At 52.4% G+C, this 25,362-nt stretch carries 22 protein-coding genes and 1 tRNA gene; 7 read left to right on the top strand and 16 right to left on the bottom strand.

Translation table 11 applies throughout. The features are described from left to right. Positions 1 to 54 precede the first annotated feature (54 nt). The gene (locus AC4BAN_RS14045) at positions 55 to 201 is read left to right on the top strand and encodes a hypothetical protein (RefSeq protein ID WP_490565039.1); all 147 of its coding nucleotides are present in this window, start codon (positions 55 to 57) and stop codon (positions 199 to 201) included. Next, entirely contained in the window at positions 198 to 1,895 is a 1,698-nt protein-coding gene (locus AC4BAN_RS14040) for a sodium:solute symporter family protein (protein ID WP_490565038.1), read from the top strand. The genes AC4BAN_RS14045 and AC4BAN_RS14040 overlap by 4 nt, the downstream gene beginning before the upstream one ends. 58 nt (positions 1,896 to 1,953) lie before the next feature. Here the strand turns inward: AC4BAN_RS14040 and AC4BAN_RS14035 are convergent, their stop codons facing one another. The 10 genes from AC4BAN_RS14035 to thpR form a co-directional block, all read right to left on the bottom strand. Next, positions 1,954 to 2,868: a class I SAM-dependent methyltransferase gene (locus AC4BAN_RS14035; protein ID WP_490565037.1), complete on the bottom strand. Its 915-nt coding sequence runs from the start codon at positions 2,866 to 2,868 to the stop codon at positions 1,954 to 1,956. Positions 2,869 to 2,951: 83 nt separating this feature from the next. Further along, positions 2,952 to 3,821, bottom strand: a complete 870-nt coding sequence (locus AC4BAN_RS14030) for a DUF2911 domain-containing protein (protein WP_490565036.1) — start codon at positions 3,819 to 3,821, stop codon at positions 2,952 to 2,954. An 86-nt stretch (positions 3,822 to 3,907) separates the two neighbouring features. Next, the gene (locus tag AC4BAN_RS14025) at positions 3,908 to 4,435 is read right to left on the bottom strand and encodes a hypothetical protein (RefSeq protein WP_490565035.1); all 528 of its coding nucleotides are present in this window, start codon (positions 4,433 to 4,435) and stop codon (positions 3,908 to 3,910) included. Positions 4,436 to 4,532: 97 nt separating this feature from the next. Next, on the bottom strand, positions 4,533 to 6,350 hold the full coding sequence (locus AC4BAN_RS14020) for an ABC transporter ATP-binding protein (RefSeq protein WP_490565034.1): 1,818 nt from the start codon (positions 6,348 to 6,350) through the stop codon (positions 4,533 to 4,535). Positions 6,351 to 6,602: 252 nt separating this feature from the next. Continuing rightward, complete coding sequence (locus tag AC4BAN_RS14015) at positions 6,603 to 7,655, bottom strand: MBL fold metallo-hydrolase (protein WP_490565033.1); 1,053 nt, start codon at positions 7,653 to 7,655, stop codon at positions 6,603 to 6,605. 78 nt (positions 7,656 to 7,733) lie between these two features. Further along, on the bottom strand, positions 7,734 to 8,390 hold the full coding sequence (locus AC4BAN_RS14010; protein WP_490565032.1) for a hypothetical protein: 657 nt from the start codon (positions 8,388 to 8,390) through the stop codon (positions 7,734 to 7,736). 115 nt (positions 8,391 to 8,505) lie between these two features. After that, on the bottom strand, positions 8,506 to 10,341 hold the full coding sequence (locus tag AC4BAN_RS14005) for a M61 family metallopeptidase (protein ID WP_490565031.1): 1,836 nt from the start codon (positions 10,339 to 10,341) through the stop codon (positions 8,506 to 8,508). Positions 10,342 to 10,409: 68 nt separating this feature from the next. Next, complete coding sequence (locus tag AC4BAN_RS14000) at positions 10,410 to 11,066, bottom strand: class I SAM-dependent methyltransferase (protein WP_490565030.1); 657 nt, start codon at positions 11,064 to 11,066, stop codon at positions 10,410 to 10,412. Positions 11,067 to 11,099: 33 nt separating this feature from the next. Then, positions 11,100 to 11,591 (bottom strand): CinA family protein, encoded by a 492-nt coding sequence (locus AC4BAN_RS13995; RefSeq protein ID WP_490565029.1) that lies wholly within the window; start codon positions 11,589 to 11,591, stop codon positions 11,100 to 11,102. 28 nt (positions 11,592 to 11,619) lie between these two features. Further along, complete coding sequence (gene thpR, locus AC4BAN_RS13990; RefSeq protein WP_490565028.1) at positions 11,620 to 12,189, bottom strand: RNA 2',3'-cyclic phosphodiesterase; 570 nt, start codon at positions 12,187 to 12,189, stop codon at positions 11,620 to 11,622. 100 nt (positions 12,190 to 12,289) lie between these two features. Between thpR and AC4BAN_RS13985 the strand changes: the two genes are divergently transcribed. Both AC4BAN_RS13985 and AC4BAN_RS13980 read left to right on the top strand, forming a co-directional pair. Beyond that, the gene (locus AC4BAN_RS13985) at positions 12,290 to 13,006 is read left to right on the top strand and encodes a phosphatase PAP2 family protein (RefSeq protein ID WP_490565027.1); all 717 of its coding nucleotides are present in this window, start codon (positions 12,290 to 12,292) and stop codon (positions 13,004 to 13,006) included. Between the two features lie 101 nt (positions 13,007 to 13,107). After that, positions 13,108 to 13,189 (top strand) — tRNA-Leu (locus AC4BAN_RS13980). Between the two features lie 407 nt (positions 13,190 to 13,596). Here AC4BAN_RS13980 and AC4BAN_RS13975 read toward each other — a convergent pair. From AC4BAN_RS13975 to AC4BAN_RS13960, 4 genes are all read right to left on the bottom strand, one after another. Beyond that, the gene (locus AC4BAN_RS13975; protein WP_490565026.1) at positions 13,597 to 15,228 is read right to left on the bottom strand and encodes an ArnT family glycosyltransferase; all 1,632 of its coding nucleotides are present in this window, start codon (positions 15,226 to 15,228) and stop codon (positions 13,597 to 13,599) included. 6 nt (positions 15,229 to 15,234) lie between these two features. Continuing rightward, complete coding sequence (locus tag AC4BAN_RS13970) at positions 15,235 to 15,888, bottom strand: lipid-A-disaccharide synthase N-terminal domain-containing protein (protein WP_490565025.1); 654 nt, start codon at positions 15,886 to 15,888, stop codon at positions 15,235 to 15,237. Then, positions 15,875 to 16,621 carry a glycosyltransferase gene (locus AC4BAN_RS13965; protein ID WP_490565024.1) on the bottom strand — a complete coding sequence of 249 codons (747 nt, stop codon included), beginning with the start codon at positions 16,619 to 16,621 and terminating at the stop codon, positions 15,875 to 15,877. The genes AC4BAN_RS13970 and AC4BAN_RS13965 overlap by 14 nt, the downstream gene beginning before the upstream one ends. Before the next feature lie 76 nt (positions 16,622 to 16,697). Then, positions 16,698 to 17,786 (bottom strand): NAD-dependent epimerase/dehydratase family protein, encoded by a 1,089-nt coding sequence (locus AC4BAN_RS13960; protein WP_490565023.1) that lies wholly within the window; start codon positions 17,784 to 17,786, stop codon positions 16,698 to 16,700. Between the two features lie 263 nt (positions 17,787 to 18,049). Between AC4BAN_RS13960 and AC4BAN_RS13955 the strand changes: the two genes are divergently transcribed. From AC4BAN_RS13955 to AC4BAN_RS13945, 3 genes are all read left to right on the top strand, one after another. Continuing rightward, complete coding sequence (locus AC4BAN_RS13955; protein ID WP_490565022.1) at positions 18,050 to 20,917, top strand: tetratricopeptide repeat protein; 2,868 nt, start codon at positions 18,050 to 18,052, stop codon at positions 20,915 to 20,917. A 186-nt stretch (positions 20,918 to 21,103) separates the two neighbouring features. After that, positions 21,104 to 21,691: a phosphoglycerate mutase family protein gene (locus AC4BAN_RS13950; protein ID WP_490565021.1), complete on the top strand. Its 588-nt coding sequence runs from the start codon at positions 21,104 to 21,106 to the stop codon at positions 21,689 to 21,691. Between the two features lie 123 nt (positions 21,692 to 21,814). Beyond that, the gene (locus tag AC4BAN_RS13945; RefSeq protein ID WP_490565020.1) at positions 21,815 to 23,095 is read left to right on the top strand and encodes a DUF389 domain-containing protein; all 1,281 of its coding nucleotides are present in this window, start codon (positions 21,815 to 21,817) and stop codon (positions 23,093 to 23,095) included. Here the strand turns inward: AC4BAN_RS13945 and AC4BAN_RS13940 are convergent. Both AC4BAN_RS13940 and AC4BAN_RS13935 read right to left on the bottom strand, forming a co-directional pair. Further along, a complete protein-coding gene (locus AC4BAN_RS13940; RefSeq protein ID WP_490565019.1) occupies positions 23,092 to 23,523 on the bottom strand; it encodes an RDD family protein in 432 nt (143 codons plus the stop codon). The genes AC4BAN_RS13945 and AC4BAN_RS13940 overlap by 4 nt on opposite strands. A 156-nt stretch (positions 23,524 to 23,679) precedes the next feature. Next, positions 23,680 to 25,323, bottom strand: coding sequence for a M16 family metallopeptidase (locus AC4BAN_RS13935; protein WP_490565018.1), 1,644 nt, complete (start codon positions 25,321 to 25,323; stop codon positions 23,680 to 23,682). Positions 25,324 to 25,362 lie beyond the last annotated feature (39 nt).

Below are 25,362 nucleotides of genomic sequence, written 5' to 3'. Positions count from 1 at the left end.
TCCTGACCCGTGTCATGCTGGCCTTCTAAAATTACCGTGCCCTTTACAAACAACATGAAAGATAATCTACCTGTGGATGCGGAGGCTCCTATCGAAAAGCCGCCCTTTTTTAAAAGCTGGACCGGTATGTATTGGCTTGTGCTGGGCAACCTGGCTTTCCTGATCCTGTTGTTTTATACCATCACGAAGCTCTACGAATGAGAACTCTGGACTGGATCGTGCTGCTTGGCACCTTGGGCTTTATTGTAAGTTATGGTGTTTGGAAAACCCGGGGCAGTAAGGATATTGAAGGCTACCTGAAAGGCGATAACAGCATGAAATGGTGGACCATCGGCCTCTCCATTATGGCGACACAGGCCAGTGCCATTACCTTTCTTTCTACCCCCGGCCAAGCCTACGAGGACGGAATGCGCTTCGTGCAGTTTTACTTTGGGTTGCCCATTGCGATGGTGATCATCTCCATCACGGTGGTCCCTATCTTCTATCGGCTCAATGTATTCACAGCCTACGAGTTACTCGAGAACCGTTTCGACCTGAAAACCCGTTCGCTGGCGGCTTTGCTCTTCCTGGTGCAGCGGGGGCTGGCCGCCGGCATCACCATCTATGCGCCCGCTATTATCCTATCTACGATGCTGGGCTGGAGCCTGACGATCACGAACCTGGTCATCGGCCTGCTGGTGATCGTGTACACCGTGTCGGGAGGCACCAAAGCGGTGAGCGTAACCCAGAAGCAGCAAATGGCTGTGATGATGGGCGGCATGATCATAGCCGGCATTATGGTGGTGCGTTTCCTGCCCGATAACGTAAGCTTTGGCGATGCCGTGGCCGTGGCCGGTAAAATGGGCAAGATGAACGTGGTAGATTTTTCTTTTGACTGGGACGATCGCTATAACTTCTGGTCAGGGTTAACAGGGGGCTTGTTTCTGGCATTATCCTACTTCGGTACCGACCAGAGCCAGGTGGCGCGTTACCTGGGCGGTAAGTCGGTGGGCGAGAGCCGGCTGGGGCTGATCTTTAACGGACTCCTGAAAATTCCGATGCAGTTCCTGATCCTGTTTATCGGCGTGATGGTTTTTGTTTTTTACCAGTTTAACGAACCCCCGGCGTTCTTCAACGAAGCCGCGAAAAGCAAAGTGCACGGCACTGCCTTTGAGCCCGAGCTCAGAGAGCTCGAAACACAGTATACCGCTGTTTTTAAGCAAAAGCAGGAAGCGGTACAAGGGCTTGTCGCAGCCCTACGAACCGAGAACGATGCCGCAATCTTGGCCGCGGAAGGTAAGGTGACAGCGCTAACAGCCACGGGGAAAGCAGTGCGCGAGAAAGTAAAAGGCGTTATTAAGAAGGCCGTTCCCGAAGCAGAGACCCGCGATACGGATTACGTGTTTATCTCCTTCGTGATGAAGTACATGCCGGTTGGCCTGGTCGGCTTGCTGCTGGCTGTTATCTTCTCGGCGGCCATGTCGTCTACGGCTTCGGAGTTAAACGCTCTGGCTTCCACTACCGTGGTGGATATATACAAGCGCTCTGTTAACCAAAAAGGCGATCCCACACATTACCTGCAGGCCTCTAAGCTATTTACTGTCGGTTGGGGTTTGCTGGCCATACTTTTCGCCACCTATGCCTCCCTGCTCGATAACCTGATACAGGCGGTTAACATCATCGGATCCATTTTCTACGGCACCATCCTGGGTATATTCCTGGTGGCATTCTATTTTAAGCGCATCAAAGGGAATGCCGTGTTCTTTGCCGCCCTGCTTGCGGAATTGGTGGTGCTTTACTGTCACTTTTACACCGAGATCGCCTTCCTGTGGTTCAATGTTATCGGGTGCGGCTGTGTGATCTTGTTTGGGTTTATGCTGCAACCATTTATAGGAAAGCGAGGGGCGGGAAGCTAGTTGTTTAAAGGAGTCGTCGCACCACACCGGCATTCTAAGAAACGATGTAAACGCAAACTTACCTGGGTTTTTGCGCCGCTACAATGTACACCAGGCTGCCTCCCGCCGAAACATATTCCTCGTTTTGCAATTTCTGCTTCAGGGTAATTTTATTGTAGAGCAGGTTTTGCCAGTAGGCATCGAATTTTTCCTTCTGGCCGCCCCCGGCCATGTAGTAGTTCAGGTTGTCCTGGTAGTCGTAGCCCATGGCCTCGGTTTCTATCCACTGCATCATCTGCTCCACGCGCAGCATTTTCTCCTGGGTGTCGTATGGCGGGATAATGGCCAGGGCTTTGTCCGAGATCCATACTTTAACATCCTGCAGGCCGGCCTTCAGAAAAAGATCAGGAATCACGTCGCCCAGCGAGTTAAAACCCTCGCCTAACTGCTTCTTGCCTTTCTCGATGCGCAGCTTTATCTCCAGCACATCCAGCATGCCCTCCACGTTATAATCTGTTTCGCCGTAGCGGTCAAACATCAGGTTGGGTACCAGGTTGTTGGGCTCCAGGGCCACTACCCAGCCGCCGGGCCGGGTTACGCGTATCATCTCCTGTATTACGCGCTGCGGGTTTTTTACATGGATCAGTAGGGTCTGGCAAAGCGTGATATCCGCCAGGTTGTCCGGGAGTGGGATATCTGTGGCGTTGCCAACCTTAAACTCGTACTGAATGCTGTTGCGGCCAAACTCGCTCTGTGCCCGCTGGGTGGCTTCCTGTATGTAACCGGGTTCGTAATCCACGCCGTACACTTTGGCGCCATCGGGCATGTATTTCGAAAACTTGAAGCCCATCATGCCTTTGCCGCAGCCGATATCGACCAGGGTCTGACAATAATCTACATACAGGCGGCGGGCCAGCAACTCCAGGTAGTCCTCGTTCCACCAATATTCCCGGGCCGGGCCCAGGTGTTCTTCTGAATGCTGTTTATCTTCCAAAGGGGGGTGCGCTAAAGTGTCATAAAAAAGCCTCCGAAGTATAACTCCGGAGGCTCCTTTATACGATAAAGGCAAAGGTACCTTTATTTCATCTTTTTCCACTCGGCAATTGCCTTTTCATTCATGCTAACATAATCATCGTTATTGGCTGCCTTTGCCAGCTCCATTGATTTTTCAGCAGTTTTAATGGCCTGCTTGTAGTCCTTCATCTTGGCCTCGATCTTGGCCTGGGCGTGTACGTTCCAGAATTTAGGGTCTGTATCGTTTGCCTTTTTGATCCAGGCATGGGCCTGCTTCAGGTCGCGATTGGTTTCGTAGTAATAGTTGGCGGCGGCAGCGTATAAAGCGGGCTCGGCCTTCGGGTTTTTCACTACCTGCTGGTCAATCTGGCTCATTACTTTGCTGTCCACGTCTGTTTTAACAGTAAAAGGCACAATCACGTTGTCCCACAACAGTTCTACGTCTGTAGCGTCGGCCTTCAGGTTAGTGAAGTTAATCGTGAAAGACTCCACTTTGCGCGAGTTCTGAACGGGCTTCGCCTTAAAGCGCGCCTGGTCTTCTTCCGGCTTGTAGTCTTTGCCGCCATCGCCCCAGTGTTTGGTGTTCTTATGAATGATCACCGTCCATTCGTTTTTACCCGGAATGGTGTAAAGCGCGTACTCACCGGCTGGTATTTTGTTGCCTTCGATGGTTACGTCCTCCGAGAATTTTATTTTGGTAGAGGCATTGGCCCCTGTCCGCCATATTTTATCGTAAGGCACCAGGTTGCCGAAAACCTCGCGGCCTTTCATAGAGGGGCGGGAGTAGTCTACTGCAATAGTAGAGAGGCCCACAGCCTGTTCTACTTTTTGCGAAGGGCTGGGGGCGGGCATCTTAATGCCTTGTGCCTGCAGGGAGCCGGCACCAAGCACAAGCGCTGCCGAAAGTACAAATCCTAAAATTTTATTTTTCATGTTGTTAAATATTTGGGTGTTTAAATGTTGCTATGGTGATGTTTGTTGCTATCATACAAAAGGTGTTGCTGAACACAGCAAAAGGATTAAAAACTTTGCCCTATACTCAGCCCGAACCGCGGCACTAAGGCCAGACCGGGGGTTCTGACATTGCTCTCAGCTGATAAAAAGGGTGTTAAGGCGAACCGGACGATTAAACCGCCCCGCGGTGCCTGGTGCCGGAAGCCTAATCTGCCAAAATACATGTCGTGCAGCAGATCCGGGTCGTCGGTTAACCTGCGGGTATAACCTAAACCGAACTCAAAATGTTTCTTGTTGTTACCTAGCAGGCCCACTGCCTCAATGGGAATAATAGGGTAGATACCCGCCTCCTCCGGGATAAAGAACAGATTAGACCCGATTCCTGCGCGTAAACCTGTTTTAAACCCCAGGCTTTGGTAAATAATGCGCTCATAGTTAACAGAATAAGTATCTCCGTTTCCGCTTAGCTCTACATAAAACGCATTCAGCGCCCTGAAGTTATTTAAAAATTCGTGCTGGGCCGATAGCCTTGGCGGACATATGAAACTGCAAAAGAGGAGCATGGCTAGAGTGCACTGTTTCGTGAAAGGCATGGCAAAGCAGGATGTTAATCAAACATTAGAAATCAAAAAGAGAAATACTGCCAGAGGTTTTAAGTGCCAGCATTATCTTTTACAACTTTAACGCGCATCAACTCAACTCGAACTGGAGTTTTAAGAGGTTCGCGTAAATCCCATCCGGACTAAGCGAAAGCATCTCATGCGAGCCCTCTTCCACTATCTGCCCGCCGTCAATCACCAGAATTTTATCTACCTTACGGATGGTGGCCAGCCGATGCGCGATCACGATGGTGGTTCGGTCTTTCATCAGCACGTCCATGGCCTGTTGCACCAACTGCTCCGATTCAGAGTCGAGGGCGCTGGTGGCTTCATCCAGTATCAGTATCGCCGGGTTCTTTAAGATGGCACGGGCAATGGCCACGCGCTGCCGCTGCCCCCCGGATAATTTAATGCCCCGTTCACCTACCAGGGTCTCCAAGCCCTCCGGGAAAGACATGATGAAGTCGTAGGCGTTGGCTTTCCTAGCAGCTGCTACAATTTCGGCGTGGGTTGCTCCCGGGCGGCCATAGGCGATGTTCTCCCGGATGGTACCCCCGAAAAGCAGGACTTCCTGTGGTACTACGCCAATGTTGGCGCGCAGGGTAGTCAGGTTCATTTCCCGGATATCTTTGCCATCTACGGCAATGCCGCCCGTAGAAACATCGTAAAAACGCATCAGGAGCTGGATGATCGTGGATTTGCCCGCGCCACTAGGGCCAACCAGGGCAACTTTCTCACCGGCCTTTACCCGAAAGTTGATGTTATGCAGCACCTGCAGGTCCGGGCGGGTAGGGTAGGAGAACGCCACATGGTTGTAATGTATATCCCCCTGCACCTTCGGAACCTCATCCAGCGAAGTGATTCGTTTGTCGGTTGGCTCTTCCTGCTCCTGCAGAATTTCCAGGATACGCTCCGTAGCCCCCAGCGAAGCCTGTACCTTGCCATATAACTCGCCCAGGCCACCCACAGAGGCGCCAATGAACACAGTATAAAGCACAAAAGATATCAGGCTGCCAGGCTCAATTTCGCCGTTCGCCACCAGGGTGGCGCCATACCATATAACCAGTATAATGCCCCCGAACAAACCAATAATGATAAAGCTGATAAAGGCACCACGGTAATAGGCAGTAGACAAGGCCGTTTTTACCGCTTTGCCCAGCGTGCCCCTGTAACGGGCCACTTCATACATCTCGTTGGTAAAGGCCTTTACAGTGTTAATAGCCTGCAGGGTCTCTTCTACGATGATGTTGGTATTGGCCAGCTCGTCCTGCGTTTTTTTGGAAAGCCCTTTGATCTTACGGCCAAAAACAAGCGCCAAGGCTACCAAAACCGGGAAAGTAGCCAGCATGAACAGCGACAGCTTGATAGAGACCAGCATGATGATGACCACACCCACGATCAGGGTGGTGGTCTGGCGGAACAACTCAGCCAGTGTGATCGACATGGCATCCTGTACCTGCGCCACATCGGTGGTAATCCGGCTGGTGATCTCGCCAACGCGCCGTTTCTCATAAAAAGAGATGGGTAGCTGCACAAACTTGCTGTACAGGTCGCGCCGGATGTCGGCTACGGCATTCTCGCTTACCTGCGCGAAAAAATATACCCTGAAGAAGGAGAAAATGCCCTGGAAAAGTATAATGGCAAAAAGGCCGATCGCAATCATGTTTATATCCTTCATGATGCCGCTGGCATTGCCCGTAGACGAGTCGAAAAGCTTGCCCACCAGGTAAGGGAAAGCCATGAAGGTAAGGCTGGACAGCACCAGGAAGCCCAGGCCTACGATAAACTTAAACTTATAGGGTAGCACGTAACCAAATATGCGGAGCCCCCGGCGAAAACTCTCTTTCGTAATCTTCTGTCTGCCTTCTTTGTCCTGCTCTCCGTTTAGTCCGAATCCGCGTTTTGCCATTAATGAAAATTGTGCTAGAATACTGTTTGCTGCCTGTTCTGTATAACCATCACTAAAGGTTGCCCGGGCAAGAACTATAGTGTCGGTGCAAGAATGCCACAGCCTTTTAAAATCTTACAAAGGTAAGGATTATGGTGGATAAAATAACGGGATAGGTGGCTATAACCAGTGATAACTGGTAGTTTTAATGCAAGCAGCAAGGAGTTTGGCTGTAACTGTAGTGGAAAACCCGTTATGCACATTTAAAACGATCTATTTCAGGTCCTGCAAAAGAATTGGCTCCCCGATGGCTGGTATCCTGAGGTCCTGTAGCATGCCGGCGGCGGCAATCTCCTGCAGTATCCTTACAGGTTCTCCGGGTGGCTCGTCCGACAGGTCGAAGGTGCCGTAATGCATCGGGATAAAAGTGCCTCCGCGCAATAAGTTAAAGGCTTTTACTGCTTCATGCGGATTCACATGGCTCTTGCTCATCATAAAAGAGGGTTTGTAGGCGCCCACAGGCATCAGGCACAGGTCCATTGGGCCAAAAAGCTGCTCTATTTCCTCGAAGTGTGTATCCATGGCGGTGTCGCCAGCAAAAAAGAGGCTGAACGCAGGTGTTTTTAACAGAAAACTTCCCCAAAGCACTTTGTTAGTGTCCAGCAAACCGCGCCGGTGCCAGTGCGAGGCCGGCAGAAAGAATACTTCCAGCTTATCGGGCACCAGGTCGAACTTCTGATACCATCCGGCCTCCTGGTATGGTAAGCTCGGGCTGATCGTACGCAGCAACTCACCCGCTTTTAAGGGAATCAGGGCTTTTAACTTTGGATTTTGGGCAAAAACTGTTTTGATGGATGGCTCGTCCAGGTGGTCGCGGTGGCCATGCGAGAGGAGCAGAAAATCAATGTGACGTAGTTTCTCCGGCTGGCAGGGTAAATCGGTTTTGCGTTTTATCAAGGGGAGATCGTAGAGCACAGGATCAAGTAGAAACGTGATCCCCTGCAGGCGAACAAAGAAGCTGGCATGCCCCAACCACAACACCATATCCTGATCCGAGTCAATAAAATCGCAGCCATAGTTTACAGCAGGGGCATAGTCATCCTGTTTTTTCTCCTCGCGCTGCGGGTTAGCAGTTAGCCTCCATTTAATCACTTTACTGAAGTCTGGGGCATAAACCGCGTCCCCGTTGGCAAAACGCCCGTTCACGATTTTATTACCCCGGTAATCCGGTTTAATGGTTTCGAGGCGTTCGTTTTTAATATAGCGGATATGCTTCTGTTCTTTCTGCAAAGTATAAGCTTGAAGGTTCTGTAAGTTTAACAGCATCTACCCCTTTAAGGTTAACACAAAAAAAGCGCTTCCCGATGGTTCCGGAAAGCGCTTTCTGGTATAGGTTGTTAGGGCTTAATAGCCAAAACCAACGCGGTTGCTGTTGCCGAAACCCGGCGAACTGAACGGACTGTAGTAAGGCGAAGCGCCATCGGTGTAGCGCATGCCACCGGTTACCGAGAAATGCTCCGTTATCTTATAGGTTGCCCGAAGGTCTATGCCCATGCGGCCGGGGCTATACAGGCCATAGTTTTGGCTGGCAGTCGGCATGTTCGAGAAGTCTCTCCAGATGTTACCGCTCAGGATCAGCCTGTCGCTGGCCAGGTAATCAATGCCCACGCTGCCGATGTACTGGCTGCCGCCGTTGTTGCGGTAAAGCATGGTCGTGCCTTCCGGACCAACAACGCTGGAATTATAAGGCATTACATTCACATACGTCATGCTGGCATTTACCCTGAAGCGGTTGCTGATCTGGTAACGAACCGAGGGCTCAACGTAAGTGGCATTGCCAAACCCGTTACTGAAACTGGCCCCCATGGCCATGCTGTAGCTAAGCTTAGGCCCCGACCAGGCTGGCTTGGCATCAGCTTCTGCCAGTGGTGCTATAGCTGCAGGAGCCACGGTTGTGACAGGGGCAGGCGCGGCATCCAGGTTCGGCTTGGTTTCCTGTGCCACGGCTTGGCCGGCCCAAAGCAGGCTAACGGCGAGTACGGTTCTGAATATATTTTTCACATGAAAATATTGAAGTCCAATTCTTTATACTAAGATAGGGCACCGGTAGTTCAAAAGCAAAAGGCATAATTGGTAAACGGTACAACGACTGCTTAAAAGATTTGTTGTATAGCCTTTATTTCACCTTCGATCCCAGCCACGCCTGCCGGTAAGCCTGCATTTCCGGACTTACCTCTTTTCCGATGGTTTCATAGGGTACTACCTCCAGCGTGGGCACTTCTTCCAGAACCAGCGTGGTGCTACGCGTCTGGCCAAGGCGGTTAAAGGTTACCGGAATGCTGTCGCCGGGCTTGTGCTTGCTTAGTACTTTCTGGAGGTCTTTTTCCTTTCGGATCTTACGTCCGTCCAACGTCAGGATAACGTCTGTGCGATCGAGGCCTGCCTTGTAGGCGGCAGAGTGGATAAAGGTGCCACTCATGAGCGTAGCGCCCTCTTTGCTGTGGTTCAAGGCGACCATTCCGATCGTGGCCTCTCCTGGCTTGGCTTTGCGGAGTTCCAGACCTGCTTTAGCCAGCAGCGGGGCATAGTCTGGCAACTGGCTGCCGTTGATGGTGTTCCTGAAGAAAGCGCTGGCAAAAGCCTTGTCTCCTGATACCTCTGCCAGGGTTTCCTCCAGGTCAGCTAGGGTATAAGGCTTTTCCGGTTGGCCATACTTGCGCCAAAGGGCCTGCATAAAATCATCGAGTGTTTTGTTGTACTGCTGGCGGAGCGTCATGTCCAGGGCCAGGCCGGTCATGCTGCCGTAGGTATAGTAGGAGATGAAGGTGTTGTGGCGGTTCACCGGGTCAACGGAGCGGGCAGCATCCACAAAAGGCGCCTGCATGCTCATCTCCTTTAAACTATGGTACTCCCTGCCCGGCGAAAGCAGTACGTAGTTCAGGTCGCCGGCCAGGTCTGAGGCATATTTTTTAAGATCATAGAGACCAGTGCGGGCCATGGTCAGGTCGCCGTAATAGCTTGTGAAGCCCTCTGCCAGCCAAAGCGCCTCCGACATGTTCGCTTCCTGAAAATTAAATGGCTCCAGGCCCTTTGGCCTGATGCGCTCCACGTTCCAGGAATGGAAATACTCATGCGAAACCGTATTGAGCAGGGCCGCCATTGCATCGGCCAAAGAACGGGAACTGGTGAGCATGGTAGAGTTGCGGTGTTCCATGCCATCGCCCACGGCCTGTGGCATGTAGCAGCCAATAAACGTATAGCGGCCAAAGTCATAAGCGGGCAGTTGGCCGTAAACCGCGCGTTGCTCTGCTACGATCTGCTTTGTTTTGGCCACATACTCCTGAAACTGTGCCTGTGTGCCCTGGTGGTGCAGCGTTACCTGAATCGCTTTTTGCTTCCCGTTGTCATCCACCGTCCACTCGGCCATATCAAAGTTGCTGAGCTCAGTGGGGCTGTCCATCAGGTACTGGAAGTTGGGGGCGAAATAGGTATTGTCTTGTTCCTGCTTCAGCTGGGTGGCTATTTTCCAGTTCTTGTCCTGCGGGATGTTGAACGTGACAAAGGCCGGTGACTGCTCAAAGCCCTGGGCATACATCAGCGTGGCCGGCATGTTGAGGTGGGCATGCGTTTCGTCTACGCCGGCGTACGTGCCATCGGCGTGGTCGGCAAACAAAGTATAGTTGATGGTTACATTTCCCTTATGCCCCAGCACATCCCATTCGCTGGTGTTGGGCCGGAAGATCTGGAGCGGCTTGCCCTGTGCGTCGGTGGCACGCACATTATATACATTTTTAGCGAACTCGTGTATGGCATACCGCCCCGGCGATGTGCGTGGCATCAGTACGTGCAGCGTGTCAGAGGTAACATCAGAAAAATTTACTGTTACCTCGGCCTCGTGGTGCACCGCGTTCGGGAAGGAGAGGTGGTAAGTCACCTTTTGCTGCGCCAGCACGGGCTCTGCCAAAAAGCCAAGAGCCAGGAGACCCAGCAGGCAATAGCGTTTATTTTTCATGGTTTGATTTTATACTTCAAAAACTAAATATATTGATTCTGTGGGCAGTTAGCAAGCAAGCAGCGGGTTTAGTGGCGTACGAACACTTTGGCCTGCACCAGGCCGCCATAAAAGCTGCGGCTATATTTTTCAGTCAGCCCCAGCTGTGCGAAGTGAGTGCCATAGTCCGGCAGCTGCGTTGCTTCCACGCCACTTATGGCACCGAAAAAAGTATACATGCCCCAAATCAAGGCACGTTGCCATAAAACAGGAGTCTTTTGCACAGGCCAGAAGTCGGCAAAGAGCCAGACACCATCCGGCAAAAGGACGCCCAGAAGCCTGTTCATGAGTTGCTGTAGCCGAGCTGGCGGGAAAAGGTCGAGCAGGAAAGGCGTGATAACGGCATCGAAGGTTTCGTGTGGCTGCAAAGTTTGCTCGGTGCCCAGCCTGAAAGTAATGGAGCAGGAAGGGGAGGGGGCAAGCTTTTTATACGTTGCCTGCGCCTTCCGGAGCATGGCAGGCGCGGCATCCAGGTATAAAATATCGAGTGTCTTGCTGCTCTGCAAGAGCTGTTCCAGTAACCAGCCGCTGCCGCCACCTATGAGCAGCACCCGCCCCTGCCGGGGCAGGGAGGGCAGCAAAGCCAGCTGCGCCTGCTGCAGCGCCCTGCCATAAACCAACCGGGCCAGCCCATCATAGAAGGGGGCAGCCCAATGGAAGCCGCTGTCAGGAAGTTGTTTTGGCACAGATCGGTTTTTATGAACAGCTAAGGTACAGGTTTAGCGGTTATAATGCTCGTTCAGGATGCCTTGCAGCTTTACAAAAATATAGTCGACCAACTGCTTTCTGACACGCTCGGGGCTGCCTTTGAAAACTTCACGGAATTCCTCCGCTTTGCCGTCGTACAGAACCGAGACAAACATGGTGCCTACGGGTTTTTCGGGGGTTTCAGAACCTCCTTCTCCTGCCAGTCCTGTGGTGGCAATATTGATATCTGCCCCGATCTGCTTTTTAAGGCCCATCACCATCTCATTTGTCACCTGCTGCGACTCAGGTGTGTAAAGTTCCAGGGTTTCAGGCTTCACGCCCAGGAGCTTCTTTTTAACCTCCGGCTGGTACACCACCATGCTGCCCAGCAGCACGTCGCTGCAGCCTTTGGCCTTCGCAAATTCGGAGGCGAGCAAGCCGGCTGTGCAGCTTTCGGCAAACGCAACCGTCAGCCCTTTATCCTTCAGGCTTATCACTAAGTTTGTCAAATCCGTTTGGTTCATCTTCGCTGGGTTGTAACAAATGTGTTTCTCATACTGATTTTAAATGCCCCGGGTTCTGCCCTAGTTGGTAGGTTTGCAGCACCGAATAAACCGGATGCGGTGCGGCAAGTTCCGATTGCCAGAGTGAGATCGTATCAACCGGCAGGTGCAACGGTTCAGGTAGAGTTGCAGCAGGCAGGTGTTTAGGAGCTGGAACGCCTTTCTTAAACCTGGCCAGCGTAACATGCGGAATGGCTTTTACTGGTGACGGCTTTTCTGAAAGTTGCCGGCTCAGGTCCTGGCTTAGGGCTTCAAAAGCGGCGCTCGGTAAAAACCTGGCCCAGATCAGGCGCGGCCTGTTAGGGTGCGGACCTGGTTCCGTTTGGGCATAGGTCAGGGTGAAGGGGGAGTGGCGCAGTGCGGTTTCCTGTATCGCTTGCTTAATTGATATAAGCGACTCCAACGGCACGTTGCCGATAAAGAAGAGGGTAAGGTGCAGGTTCTGAACAGGTAAATACCGGAGGTGCGGGTGCTGGAAGTTATGTAGTTGCTCCGTTAGCTTTTCTGTGATAAAATCCGGCAAATTTGCCGCTGCAAACAACCTGATATGCTCTTTCATAGTTTTAGTAGTACGCCTGTGCAGGCGTGTAGGCCCAACCTGTTCCGAAAAGGGAAGCAGTTTTTTATTTACGTAAAGCCATAAAATTTATCTGTAAGGTATGATCAGACGAATTTATAAGAGAGTAGTTGCAGCCTTAGCGCTGTTTACCGTGGAATTGTTTATTGTATGGGGCCTTTTCCTGGTCTGCATCGTTGGTTTCCTGATCATTGGCAGCGAGGTGTTGGAAGGAGATCCGATTGGCTTTGATGAGGCCGCTTTCGGGTTTGCAAAAGATATCTCTAACCCGGCACTCAGTCAGTTCATCAAGTTTATTACCTTTTTCGCCTCCCGGCAGTTTCTCACCCCCGTTGCGCTGCTGCTGGTGGCTTATTTCCTATTTGTCCGAAAGCACCACTGGTATTCCCTGAAGGTTCCGGTGGTAGCGTTGGGCAGCATCACACTGAACATTGTGCTGAAGTTCTTTTTTGACAGGGCACGTCCCGGCAACCAGTTAGTGGAGGCATCGGGTTTAAGCTTCCCGAGTGGGCACTCCATGGTGGCGGCTTCGTTTTACGGTCTCCTCATCTACCTGGTGTGGCATAATGTGCGAGACAGGCGTCTGCGGAATGGCCTGGTTGCTTTTCTGGTTGTTTTTGTTTTTCTGATAGGTTTTAGCCGTATTTACCTACGTGTGCACTATGCCACCGATGTATTGGCTGGCTTTGCAGCCGGTTTTCTGTGGGTCGTGGTCGGCATCTGGTCCTTGCGTCGAATCGAGAAGGTGACCCGAAAGGAAATTGCTCCTGTGGTAGAGGAAGAAACGGTTGTTAAGTAAAATATTTTGCGGGAGGTATTGCAGAACTGAAATTCAGTCTTACCTTTGCAATCCCAATGAACAAGGGTTAAAGCGCTTTTTGCTTTTTAACTGATTTACCAGCGCACGTGGCGAAACTGGTAGACGTGCAGGTCTCAGAAGCCTGTGCCTTCGGGTGTGGGAGTTCGAATCTCCCCGTGCGCACACTATTAAAGCAAAAGCGGCTGTTTCTTTCCAGAGACAGCCGCTTTTGCTTTATGGCTAAAGAAGTTTTCGGTTGCTTAAGCAATTGGTTATCCCTATATGCGACAGGGGTATATTTCCAGCCTTGATACCAGGTGAAAAGTGCTGCCTCTCTTAACCCCTCCTGAAAACTGGAGATGGGCCCTCGTATAAAATGGGCTGACTTTATACTTTTTTTCTCCATCAAATCCAGGTTCCGGGCATCGAAAAGTTAATTTTTTTGTTCCTCCTCCCGCTGAGAGGAGGCTAGGAGGAGAGCTTTCACTCCCGCGACCTGCACGAATAACTACCCCTCACCCCAGTCCTCTCCCCAAGGGGAGAGGGAGTTATGTTGCTTGCCCCAGAAGGCGGGAAAATCGCATCCCATTTTAATAGTAGATCCACCATTTGCCCGACTGCTTCTTCCGGGTAAAGTGTTGTAAAAACCATTCCTTCTCTTTCGGGAGTTCATCTTTCAGGATCAGCACGGGTTGCTGTTGCAGTAGCTGTTGCAAGCGGGCAACATCCTCCGCGCGCTCCATTTGCAATAACTCCGCTCTCCAGTTCTCGTCACGCTCAAACTGTACCTCGCGGTCCAGGTTGTTGTTATTGTCCTTTACAGACAGGATGCTGCGGTTCAGCTCGAAGGCCAGCGAGGGGAGCAGTTGATCATATACTAGGATAGGCCGGTTCTGCAGCTGCTCTTGCCGGATAAAGTTGGCAATGGCTCTGCTGCTGTTGATCAGCTTGGGGTTGCTGCCCATAAAGTGCGTGGAGTAGGGGAGCAGCAAAAACGTGAACACCAGCACACTGGTTAAAAGCTTTTGCAGGACCGGCATCTGCATGCGCCAAAGTATAAAAAGGGCGGCAAACATAGCGAGCGGAAAAACCAGCGCCCACCAGGGCAGGGCGAGGCCAAGCGGCAGTATGGGGGCCAGCAGCAGGGCAGTGGCCAGCACCAGCAGGTAAACCATGCTCCAGCGGGTAACCTTTTGCAGGGTCTCCGGTGAAAGCTGGAATAGAAGCCATGCCGTGAGAAGGGCCTGCCCGGCAAAAAGGGGAAGTATGTACAAGATCAGCTTGGAGCTGGAAAAGGAGAAAAACACCAGCGGCACCAACAACCAAAGTATAAACAGCCGCTTCAATGGCCGGGGCAACTCCTTTAACTTTTTATACTTGGCCAAAAGTATAGCAAACCAGGGCAGACTCAGCGCAGGCGCCAGTACCAGGTAAAACCACCACGGCTTAGAGCGTCCGAAGGTCTCTGGGTTTGCATACCGCTGCACCGTGTGCTTGAACAGGAAATAATCCACGAACTGGCTATCCTGTAGCATAAGGTAAGCGTACCACGAGGCACCCACTGCCAAAAAAAGCAACAAAGCAGGCAAGTGATGCCAAGCTGTAAGTGTGGCTTCAGGAGCCGCAGATTTTCTATACCCGATCAGAACCAGCACCGGGAAAATAAGGCCGACGGGGCCTTTTGTGAGAAAAGCCAGGGCCAGCAGCAGGTAGAAAAAGTACAGCCAGGCAGCGTTCGCGTCTTTTTTATACCTGAGCCATGCCCAGATGGCTGCCAACTCAATAGTGGTCAGAAAGGAATCGGTAGTCAGGTTGCGGGCAGCGAGCAGTACGGCCGGGATGGTCAGGAAGACCACGGCGGCCACCAAGGCTTGCTTCTTGTCAGCCAGCACTATTTTGCCGATCAGGTACACCAACCCCACCTGCAGTACAAGCGAGAGCTGCAAAAAGAAACGGGCCCCAAAAGCGTCGGCTCCGAAAATACCCATGCCCAGGGCAGAGAGGATGTAGGTGACCGGGGGTTTGTGAAAGTGCTGAATGCCCAGCAGGCGTGGGTGCAGCCAGCTGCCCGTCTGCCACATTTCGCGGCTTATCTCGGCGTAGCGGGCCTCGCTTGTTTCAATCACGCCCCAGCCGCCCAGGTTATAGATCAAGAATAAGAACAGCAACAGCAGCAGCCAGCTTAACACGCGGCCACTGCGCAGGGGGGTAAGATCGAACATGCGTACTTAGTTTGTTGTAGACTGTTCCTGGGCCGCGCGCTCACGGGTGCCCAGGTAATAGTTGCGGCTGTAGGCCACTACCCCAAAGATCTGGCCCAGGAAAAGGATGGGGTCGAGGCGGAAAACAGCGTAAGAAATGATCATGAGGCTGCCAACCAGGCTGATGATCCAGAAGCCGGGGGGCAGCACCGATTCCTGTGCCTTTTCGGAGTAATACCACTGGTAAACAAACCGCAGCGTAAATACGGCCTGCCCCAGTCCGCCCCAGGCAATCAGCGGGCCCGAGATCTTGCTGTGCTCCATAATATAGCTAAAGCTGTACACATCGCTCCACAGCAGCCAGGCGGCAGCCGCAAAAGGAAACAGCACAGCGGCCCAGCGAACCGGGAAAGAGAGCTGGTCCCACATGTTTTTGAGCTTGATGTTGCGCATATAGATGAAATACGAGATCACCTGCCCGCCAATAATAACGAGGTCATTCCGTAGCGCCCCGTACACCATCAGCAGCACCGAGGCAAGCATGCTGGCCGTCCAGAAAGAGGTGGGGGAGAGTACTTTGCCTGCGCGCTCAGAGGAGATCCACTGCATCAGTATCCTGGCCGAGAACAGGAGCTGCGCCAGCAGCCCGACCCCGTAGATCAAGGCTTCAGATACGTCCATTTACCACAGGCTCGTTTACGAACGCCTCAGCGATTTCGTATTTTATGTAGCGCTTCCGCATCCATCTAAAGGCAAAGGTGTCGGTTAACGGACCCCACAGGCGGTTAAAGAGATGGTATTTGGAATAGCCGGCATACCGTTCAAAGTGCTGTACGGGCAACTGCTTTACACGGCCTCCCTGCAACTGTATGAGGGCGGGCAGGAAACGGTGCATGCCATCAAAGAACGGCACCTGCCTGGCATAGGCGGCATCCATTATCTTGAGGGGGCAACCCGTGTCTTTTATCCCGTCGTTGATCATGTAGCGCCTGAAACCGTTGGCGATTTTAGAGGAGATTTTTTTGATGAAGGTGTCCTTCCGTTTTGCCCGTATGCCGATCACCATGTCGTAATGCGGCAGGTGCTCGAAGAACAGCATAAAATCGAGGGGAGAGGTTTGCAGGTCCGAATCAATGTAGCCGATGTGCGTGGTCTTGATATGGTCTATGCCTGCTTTAATGGCCGTGCTAAGCCCTCTGTTTCGACCAAGTGACAGGAAGCCATACCCGGTTTTGCTGTGGCAGATCTGCCGGATCTGCTCCAGGCTGCCGTCTGTGGAGCCATCGTTGATGAACAGCACCTGCGTAGGCACCGGCGACTGGCTCAAAAAAGCGTCCATAGCCTCCGTAAGCCTGGTCAGGCAACCTTCCTCATTGTACACCGGCACGATGATGGTAAGCGAAAGAGATTCCATACTGCGTTATTTCCCTTTATAGTAATGTATGTGATTTATTGCTTATAGCCTCTTTCCAAAAAATGGGTACAGGCTGTCATTCCGGTGAATGTGCTGAAGCTTTCCCCGCTGGCTCCACTACGTTTGCGGCACCGGTATAGGCCTGGTACCAGGAAACAAACTTGCCAAGGCCGTCTGCCAGCGGCGTGCCCGGGCTGAAGTTAGCCATAGCGATCAGGTCGTCTACATCTGCATACGTTGCCAGCACATCGCCAGGCTGCATGGGGTGAAGGTCCAGGATGGCTTTCTTATTTAGCAGACGCTCCAGGTTGGTGACCAGGTCCAGCAACTGCTCCGGGGTGTTGTTACCGATGTTATAAAGTTTGTAAGCCGCCGTGGAGCCGTTTGTCGCGGCTGCCTGGGGTGGCAGCGTCAGCAACTTCATAATGCTTTCCGTTACGTCATCTATAAAGGTGAAGTCGCGCAGCATGTTGCCGTGGTTGAACAGCTTGATGGTCTGGCCCTTGCTGATGGCTTCTGTAAAGCTATAACAGGCCATGTCCGGACGGCCCCAGGGGCCATACACGGTAAAAAAACGGAGTCCGGTAGTGGGTATGCCATACAAATGCGCATAACTGTGCGCCATTACCTCGTTCGCCTTTTTGGTGGCGGCATACAACGAGATAGGGAAATCTGTGCGGTGATCGGTTTTGAAAGGGGTATTGTCGTTTAAGCCGTACACCGAGCTGGACGAGGCAAACAGGAAATGCTTTACCTGGGCCTGCCGGCAACACTCCAGCAGGTTGGCAAAACCTAACAGGTTGCTGGTGATGTATACTTCGGGCTGCTCTATGCTGTGCCTGACCCCAGCCTGTGCCGCCAGGTTTACCACAATGTCAAACCGTTCCTGCTTAAAGAGCTGCTTCAGTTCCGCGTTGTCGGCCAGGCTCAGCTTTATAAAGTATAGATTCTGGTGTGCTGCGCTTTGTAAAAGAGATCCCGGCTGGATGTGTTGCTTGTCGAAGCCCTGTAGCCTCAGGCGGCTGAACTTAAGTTCGGGATCATAGTAGTCGTTTACATTGTCCAGGCCAACGGCGACATGCCCTGTGGCGGCCAGGGCTATCATGAGGTGATGCCCGATAAAGCCGGCACTGCCGGTAACCAGTATTCGCAATTTTTCTGCCATTTTGGTCAGCTAGTCAACAAACTACGCCACAAAGAGCGGGAGCCCCGCCGATTAAAACTTAAAATTACTGTTAATATTTGTAAATCACTGAATAGGATATAAATTATTCAGAAACCTGCCCCGCCGGGTCCCGGCTTTTATCATTGCCCTGAAGTTTGTAAATTGTAAAGCGAAGAAATTCAGGTGCTAATTTATTGTGTAACAAGGCGCTGTTTTCGGATGCCACGCCCAGAAGCCCACTGAGGCTTTTATTTTTTTAATTTATGATACAGCTATACAAAAAAACAACAGCCTTTATACTGGGCATGCTGTGCCTGCTGCCGGCGCTGGCGCAACACCCGGATAGCACAAAGGCCATACAGCGGCAGCTGGAGCTGGAGCGGCGCCTGGTCATGGCCAATGATCGCCTGGCTCCTGGGGCAAAAGCGGCACGCATGCTCGACCTGGGACTTTGGATGGAGGCGGAGAAGTTGCTTTCGGGGGCAAGACAGACCGCACCGGTTAAGCTGACAAACGTACGGCTGGCGATGCTGCGCAATGAGTACCAGGAAGCAGAGGAGCTCGTAGACGAGGTTTTACAGCAAGATCCGCAGCAGCGGGAGGCACTGCTGCTACGCAGCAAGCTGTATGTGCAGGCCTGGGAACTGGGCAAGGCCATGGCCGCAGCCCAGCAGGTGCTGCGCGCGCACCCACACGACGAGGAGGGGGCCCTGGCGGTAGGCCGGGTGCTGCTGCTGCAGAAAAAGTATGACCAGGCCCTGGAATGGGCAAAAAAGGTGGAAGCATGGAACCCGAAGAACGCCAATGCTTACCTGCTGGAGTCGGATGTCTACTTCTGGAACCAGAAACCGGAACTGGCCGAGCAACCCCTCTTCACCAGCCTTACCCTGAACCCGTTTAACGCCGATGCGCGTTTTAACTACGGGTATGCCATCTGGCGCCGGGTAGATGCCACGCAGCTGAACGCCATGGCGGCACAATGGGAACTGGCCCTGGAGCTTAACCCGCTGCATTATGTTACGCACTGGCATTGGGGCAACGGGCATACCAACCTGACTTACGCCGATTATGCTCAACCCGAGGATGAGCAGGTGCGGCAAGTGCTAAAAACCGCTGATTCGCTGCTGTCAGCGGACAGGATTCAGGAGGCGCTCAGCCAAATTAACCAGGTACAGCAGCAGTACCCCGCTTCGGTGCTCCCCGCCATGCTGCGAGGCTCGGCCTACTACATGGCCTTCGACATGAACCGCGATACGCGGCTGGACTCGGCCCAGGCCATTTCCCTGCGCATCCTGGCCAGGAAGAAGCACTACGGGCCGGCGCACAATGCCCTGGCGGCGGTGATCAAGCAAAAGCAGCTAACTTACCTGCACATGTACGACTCGCTGCAGCAGGTAGTGCAGCACACGCAGGTAAAAGACCCCGTCAATTTTGGTAAGGTGTTCCCGGATGTGCGCTACTACCCGGGCAACGAGGTGCAGAAAATGGTGTGGACACAGCTCTACGAGAGCATCGTTTACTTCCCGTTCCTGTCCAGGCAAAAAGAGAAGTTCGTAATCCCGCCGCTGCACACCGATCTGGCGATTGCCATGGGCTCGCCCTACTTCCGGCAGGCCACCACCTTCGATAACCGGCAATGGATGGATATTCGGGGAGTGGGCAGCGGTGCCGCAGGGATTGAATACGTAATGCGCGGCTCTTACCTGGAACGCAACGTGGTGTTGCACGAGTATGTGCACCTGTTTCATGAAAGCGTTTTTACCGATACCGAGAAGCGGGCAGTACGACGCCTTTATTACAATGCCATGCAGGAAAACCGCACCCTGGATTACTATTCTGCCAACAACGAGCACGAGTACCTGGCCCAGACGTACCCGGCCTACTTCGAGCCGGTAAAGGTGCACCCGCTCAACCACAAATCCATCAACACCACCGCCGACCTGAAAGCCAAGGACCCCGACCTGTATGCTTTTCTGGATAAGCTAGTGCAACGGCAGCGGGCCTACCTAGCCGGCGACACGCAGGCCATGGCCAGCAACTGGGCGCAGGTGTACCTGAACCTGGCAGAGCAGGCGATGCAACAGAAAGCGTTAGCACGGGCCACCACCCTGCTCGATACCGCCCTGCTATGGGACACGAAGTACCAACCTGCCCTGATCGCTTATGCCGCCGTAGCGCAGGAACAGCAGCACTATGGCGCCGCAGCGAAGCGGCTGGAAGAAGCGAAGCTGATCAACCCGGCTTTTGCCCCCCTTTATGTGGCGGAGGCGCAGCTGCAGGAGGCTTTGAGAAAAGACGGCAAGATTTCTGAAAAGGAAGCGATAAAAGCACAGGAGGCCCTTTACCGGAAAGCACAGCGCCTGGAGGATGACCTGATGCTGCGCGCAAACACCAACCAGCTTTTCAGGGAGTTTTACCTCCGTTATGGCCTGGTGCCGCAAGCCAAAGCAGTAGCGGAGGCGTACGCAGCCGAGGCTCCCACTGTATCCACTTACCTGCGCGACCGGCGGGATGAGGCCCTGGCGTTTGCCAACTGGCTGGAAGGCACAGCGGTTAAAAGCGACAAGGCAGTAAGGGAGTTGGCAAAGCTGGTGGCGCTTAAGCCCCAGAACTTTGCGCTGCGCCAGCAATATGCCGATGTGCTGGCCGCCCAGGGCATGTTGCAGGATGCCTACAACACACTGGAGGAGGCACAGCGAATACTGGCCGCAGGCGGAAACCCGCGCCCGGAATACCTGGTGGCGATGGCCCGATACAGCGTGCGCATGGGTGACATGGAAAAGGCAAGGGAGTTGGCACACCCCCTGCTAAAAGAAGAAGTAAAACTGCAGGGCGAACCGTATGCCCTGATCGCATTACTGGCCGAGCTTGGGAAAACCGAAGAAGCCGAAGCACTACTCAAACAACAACCTACGCCAAAAACCAGGTATGCCGCAGCGCAACAGGCCTTTGCCGAGGCCCAACTGTTGGATGCCCGGGGTAAAACCAACAAAGCTATCAAAGCCTACAAAGCAGCGCTGGAAAGTTACCCGTTTCAGCTGGCAGCACGGCAGCGTTTAATTGCATTGCTCAAGCAGAAAGGGAAGGAAAAAGAGGCGGCCAGGTGGATTAATTTGCGAAAAAGCCTCTAACATTGTATCTAGCAACAGAAAAAAGCAACCAGCATTTTTTACCGGTGCCCGAGACGTAAGCGTAACTTTAAGCCGCGCTTTAAAAAGTGAGCCATAAATACCCGCTAATAAAGAGGCCTGCAAGTAATTGCCAAAGCATGAAGACGCGCTCAGCCAATTTATATTTAACTAACCTAACAACATCGTATGAAATTAAAATTACTATCACGCGCCTGGGTGCTGTTGCTTATTTTGTTTGCCGTGGCTTGCCGCAGCATGCCCGCCGTTAATGAGGGTGCCCTGCCCATTGCAGAAGCAGATTCCGGAGGGGTGGCCAATCAGCCGACCACCATTTACCTGGTGCGCCATGCCGAGAAAGATATATCAGACCCTTCGGAGCAGGATCCGGGGTTGACCGAAGCCGGCGAAGCCAGAGCCGAGGCTTTGCGCTTGCTGCTGGAGGGCCAGAAAGTAGACGCTTTGTTCGCCACAAAGTATAAGCGCACCAAAAACACGTTGCTGCCGCTGGCCAACGCGCGCCATCTGAAAGTTACAGAGTATGATGCGCATGATTTTAACGGACTGGAAAGCATGATATTACGCGAGCATGCAGGTCAGACAGTGGTGGTGGCCGGCCATTCCAACACCCTGCTACCCCTCATAGAGGCTTTCGGCGCCAAACGCCCTATGCCCGAGATATCTGATCGCCAGTACAGTTACCTGTTTAAAGTGGTGGTTAGCCCCGACGGAGCCGCAGTTGTGGAGACAGATAGCTTCGGCGCAAAGGGAAACTAATATTTTCAAAAGTATGAATGTGAAGCCCTGCTAATCAGTTAGCAGGGCTTTTTTGTTACTCGTATTCAATTAAGCAAAGCCAAGAAGGGTTTGCTGCGTAGTAATGTGAAAGTTTAAAAAACTATGCGCGAACTAACGATAAAAGTGGCCCGGGGAGAAGGAGAGGGTGTCATGGCAATAGCAAAAAAGCTGGATGGCAAGAACCTGAGCATACAGGATACGCACGAGGGAGAAATGGTGCAGGTGCACCTGAGCAACAAGCGTGTCAGCGATTTTATTGAACGTATTAACTATTTGCCCAAGGCCGAGGTCACGCTCATACCACGCGGGGTGCTGACGCTTTATCCGCCGCTACAGGAGTCGCCTGACCAGGTAACCGACGTGACGTACTGCAGCCCCCTGGAAATATACCTGGGAGGATTGCAGAGTGTAGGATCAAAGTTCGGATTGGTCAGTTATTCGGCGGCGGGTGGCATTCTGGTCTGGATCGGCTTGTACACCAACACGGTTTTCTTGTTGGTGGCCGCCATGCTGGTGGCCCCTTTTGCAGGGCCCGCCATGAACGCCGCCCTGGCTGCCGCGGCTGGCAAAGCGGATCTTTTAAAGCAGAGTCTGGGGCGATATGTTATTGCCATTGGAACCGGCATTGCGGTCTCTTTCGTGCTTTCATTTCTTCTGGGCCAGCACTATGCTACTCCCATGATGGTAGATGTCAGCCAGATTTCGCAGGTTACGCTGTTACTGCCGCTGGTGGCCGGCTTTGCCGGCGGCATCAACCTGGTGCAGTCCGAAAGGAGTAGCCTGGTGGCCGGCGCAGCCGTCGGCATGCTGGTGGCTGCCTCCCTGGCGCCGCCTGCCGGCATCATCGGCATGGCGCTGAACTTTGGCAACTGGCAATTGGTGAGGAGTGGCTTGTTTTTGCTTATACTGCAGCTGGCAGGCATTCAGCTCTCGGCGGCATTGGTGTTCAGGTTTCTGGGTAAAGTAACCATCAAAGGCGTGCGGTTCGCCGATGGCAAGGAGTATATTTTTAACCTTTCCCTTATCATCTCGACATTGGTGCTCGCGGGTTTGCTCTACTGGCAGTTTTACCAGCAACCGGGCTTACAGAAGAGCAGCCTGGCAACTGAGATCACAGACACGATCCGAACAGAACTAAGCACCCTGCAAGATATTGAGACCATAGAGGTAAGCGCCCGCTATACACGGGGCACGCTGCCAGACATAAACCCGGTGATCTGCGAGTTGTACCTCTACAACCGCAACAAATCCCTCTCCGAGGCGCAAGTGAAAAATATGGTGAAGGATATCCTGCGAGACAGGCTAAAATCTAAGAAATGGAATTCTGACCTCATGTATAGTATCACGATGCTTGACTACGAAACCGACCGTAAACCCAACTAATGCGTTACCACCTGTGACTTGGCCAGCCTGTCGTGAAAAGTGATATGAGAAGTATTTGGAATGCCCAGCGCATAGCGGATGAACACGATCACGACAGAGACAGGTTTTACAAAATAACGGATGGAAGCACTTTTAAAGGAAATTCTTTTACCGGAGGTGCTCAGTACCTTTAACCCGACCAGGTATTTGCCCAGTGTGGCTTTACAGGCGCACGTTTCCATGCCGGCAAAGTAGAGCCAGCCCAATAATAAATGAAGAAAACGCTCAGGTTTGAAAAAGTATGCCTGATCGTCGCTGCTGAATGTCAGGTAATCTGTAATGCCAACCAGGGTAAGCAGCAGCAGTACATCCAGGGTAAATGCCAAAACGCGTTTACTCAAATCAGCAAGCTCGACCTTTTTACCTGTCTGCGTATAAATTGCTTGCATAGATTGTATTTCAGGACTTTTTGTCCTTTTCTTATACTTTCTACGCGAAAGTTGGTTACAGATATTAAAAAGTAAATCACCAGGCCATGATTATAAGCTTAAAAAGCCATCCCATTTTTTAAATAGGATGGCTTTTTAAGTATAAATACCTGTCTATCACTTAAATGTGTCCTTGCTCTCTACTATTTTCACCTCCTTCACGTTCAGCTTGTAGTTGGCAATGGCGTCATCCTCGGCCAGTACCTCCTGGGGCAGGCCTTCTTTCACCAGGTTAGAATAGCTCATCGGCGATGGCGTGTTGTTTAGTAAGGCCTGTCTTAAAGGCTCCGCCTCGCTGTCGTCGGTTACAATAGTGATGAACATGTTCTCTGTCTGCCAATATTTCTTCACCGCATTGTTCACATCCGCCACTGTGAGGTTGGCCAGCAAGCTGTCCAGTTCCTGAATGTAATCCTGGCGGCCATAGAACCTGGAATCCATCAGAAAACCCAACTGCTTCTCCTGCGTTTGGATATAAAGCTTGATGTAGGAGCGCAGGAATTTGCGGGTCAGTTCAAACTCGTCCGCTGTCATGCCGTTTTTGATCAGGTTGTCTACCTCGCGGATGGCCAGGCGCAGCGCAAACTGGGCGTGCCCTACATTGATATCGCTTAGCTCAGCGTACTGCTTTTTAAGGCCTTCGGCAATCTGTACCGGCCGAATCCAGAGGGCAAAGTAGTTGGAGCTACGAGGAACCCCCGGATTTGGCAGCTGATAACTGCCACCCTGGTCGTACCATTCAATATATGCGTAATCGCCGTAGTTCATCGAGCGCGTGGTGCGGATCTTGTCGTAAAGCTTGCCGTAGCTTTTGCGGTGCTCCCCTAAAAAGGAGTTGGCTACCATCAGCGCGGCAAAGTCGTCGGCGGAGCGTGTGACCGGCATCGGGGTGCCCGTGAAAATGGCAGAGCCCAGGGCATCATCCTTCTTGATGATTTCCACCTGAATACCGTTTGGCTGGTTCGGTTCCCCGGCTTTGGGCAGGTCTGGTTTCACATTCGACATTTGTGCCACATCGGCTTTCAGTTTGTTGAGGAACGCATCGGTGTAATTGCCGGCAATCCCGATCAACACATTGTTTTGCGTGAAGTAGTTGCGCCAGTGGTTCTTTACATCGTCCAGCGTAATGTTGGGCACACTGGCCGAGGTGCCTTCTACCACATGCTGGTAGTTGGTGCCCCGGAACAACAGGTCCTCCAGCGCCTTCTTGCTGTACTCCTCATCCGACGAAGCCCTGATCACCTGGTCCACGAAGTTCTGCTGGTTCGATTTCACGCGCTTAAAATCCTCTTCGGCAAAAGCCGGGTTCAGCATCAGGCCGCGCAGGATCGGGTAAAACTCGTTCAGAAAATCCTGATGCACGGCAAAGGTGAACACCGTAACCTCTTTATCCACATTGTTATAGTAGTCTGCTGCCCATGGGTAAATCTTATCTTTGATCTGCGTAACAGTCATATCCCTGGTGCCCGACTCGGTGATCATCTGGGCCGTGGTGTAGGTCAGCCCTTCCTTGCCTTTCGGGTCGGACATGGAACCGTTTTTGAACATCAGCTTGATGACCACCTTGTTCGATTCCGGCTGCTTCAGTTCCACCACTTTGCCCGGGCCGAAAGCCAGGTTGGCGTCGTAAGCGCTGTTTGTAGCAGGTGTTGTGGCCGCGGTTGTTTCTGTTTCGGGGGTTTGCTGTGATACCTGTGGCTGCTGGGAGCAAGATGCTACCAGGAAAATCAGGGGCAACACATAGGCAATTATTTTCTTCATACTGTTTATCTTCCTGTCGTTCAACATTTCTTTCCGAAC

The organism is Pontibacter sp. GD13 (genome assembly GCF_058216355.1).
Note: the sequence above shows the minus strand (reverse complement) of the source record. Positions and strands in the feature narration are given on the sequence as shown.

Excerpts from the sequence above, each read along its gene's own strand:
- AC4BAN_RS14045 (WP_490565039.1), top strand. The coding sequence starts at position 55 with ATGAAAGATAATCTACCTGTGGATGCGGAGGCTCCTATCGAAAAGCCG.
- AC4BAN_RS14040 (WP_490565038.1), top strand. The coding sequence starts at position 198 with ATGAGAACTCTGGACTGGATCGTGCTGCTTGGCACCTTGGGCTTTATT.
- AC4BAN_RS14030 (WP_490565036.1), bottom strand. The coding sequence starts at position 3,821 with ATGAAAAATAAAATTTTAGGATTTGTACTTTCGGCAGCGCTTGTGCTT.
- AC4BAN_RS14025 (WP_490565035.1), bottom strand. The coding sequence starts at position 4,435 with ATGCCTTTCACGAAACAGTGCACTCTAGCCATGCTCCTCTTTTGCAGT.
- AC4BAN_RS14020 (WP_490565034.1), bottom strand. The coding sequence starts at position 6,350 with ATGGCAAAACGCGGATTCGGACTAAACGGAGAGCAGGACAAAGAAGGC.
- AC4BAN_RS14015 (WP_490565033.1), bottom strand. The coding sequence starts at position 7,655 with ATGCTGTTAAACTTACAGAACCTTCAAGCTTATACTTTGCAGAAAGAA.
- AC4BAN_RS14005 (WP_490565031.1), bottom strand. The coding sequence starts at position 10,341 with ATGAAAAATAAACGCTATTGCCTGCTGGGTCTCCTGGCTCTTGGCTTT.
- AC4BAN_RS13995 (WP_490565029.1), bottom strand. The coding sequence starts at position 11,591 with ATGAACCAAACGGATTTGACAAACTTAGTGATAAGCCTGAAGGATAAA.
- thpR (WP_490565028.1), bottom strand. The coding sequence starts at position 12,189 with ATGAAAGAGCATATCAGGTTGTTTGCAGCGGCAAATTTGCCGGATTTT.
- AC4BAN_RS13985 (WP_490565027.1), top strand. The coding sequence starts at position 12,290 with ATGATCAGACGAATTTATAAGAGAGTAGTTGCAGCCTTAGCGCTGTTT.
- AC4BAN_RS13975 (WP_490565026.1), bottom strand. The coding sequence starts at position 15,228 with ATGTTCGATCTTACCCCCCTGCGCAGTGGCCGCGTGTTAAGCTGGCTG.
- AC4BAN_RS13970 (WP_490565025.1), bottom strand. The coding sequence starts at position 15,888 with ATGGACGTATCTGAAGCCTTGATCTACGGGGTCGGGCTGCTGGCGCAG.
- AC4BAN_RS13965 (WP_490565024.1), bottom strand. The coding sequence starts at position 16,621 with ATGGAATCTCTTTCGCTTACCATCATCGTGCCGGTGTACAATGAGGAA.
- AC4BAN_RS13960 (WP_490565023.1), bottom strand. The coding sequence starts at position 17,786 with ATGGCAGAAAAATTGCGAATACTGGTTACCGGCAGTGCCGGCTTTATC.
- AC4BAN_RS13955 (WP_490565022.1), top strand. The coding sequence starts at position 18,050 with ATGATACAGCTATACAAAAAAACAACAGCCTTTATACTGGGCATGCTG.
- AC4BAN_RS13950 (WP_490565021.1), top strand. The coding sequence starts at position 21,104 with ATGAAATTAAAATTACTATCACGCGCCTGGGTGCTGTTGCTTATTTTG.
- AC4BAN_RS13945 (WP_490565020.1), top strand. The coding sequence starts at position 21,815 with ATGCGCGAACTAACGATAAAAGTGGCCCGGGGAGAAGGAGAGGGTGTC.
- AC4BAN_RS13940 (WP_490565019.1), bottom strand. The coding sequence starts at position 23,523 with ATGCAAGCAATTTATACGCAGACAGGTAAAAAGGTCGAGCTTGCTGAT.
- AC4BAN_RS13935 (WP_490565018.1), bottom strand. The coding sequence starts at position 25,323 with ATGAAGAAAATAATTGCCTATGTGTTGCCCCTGATTTTCCTGGTAGCA.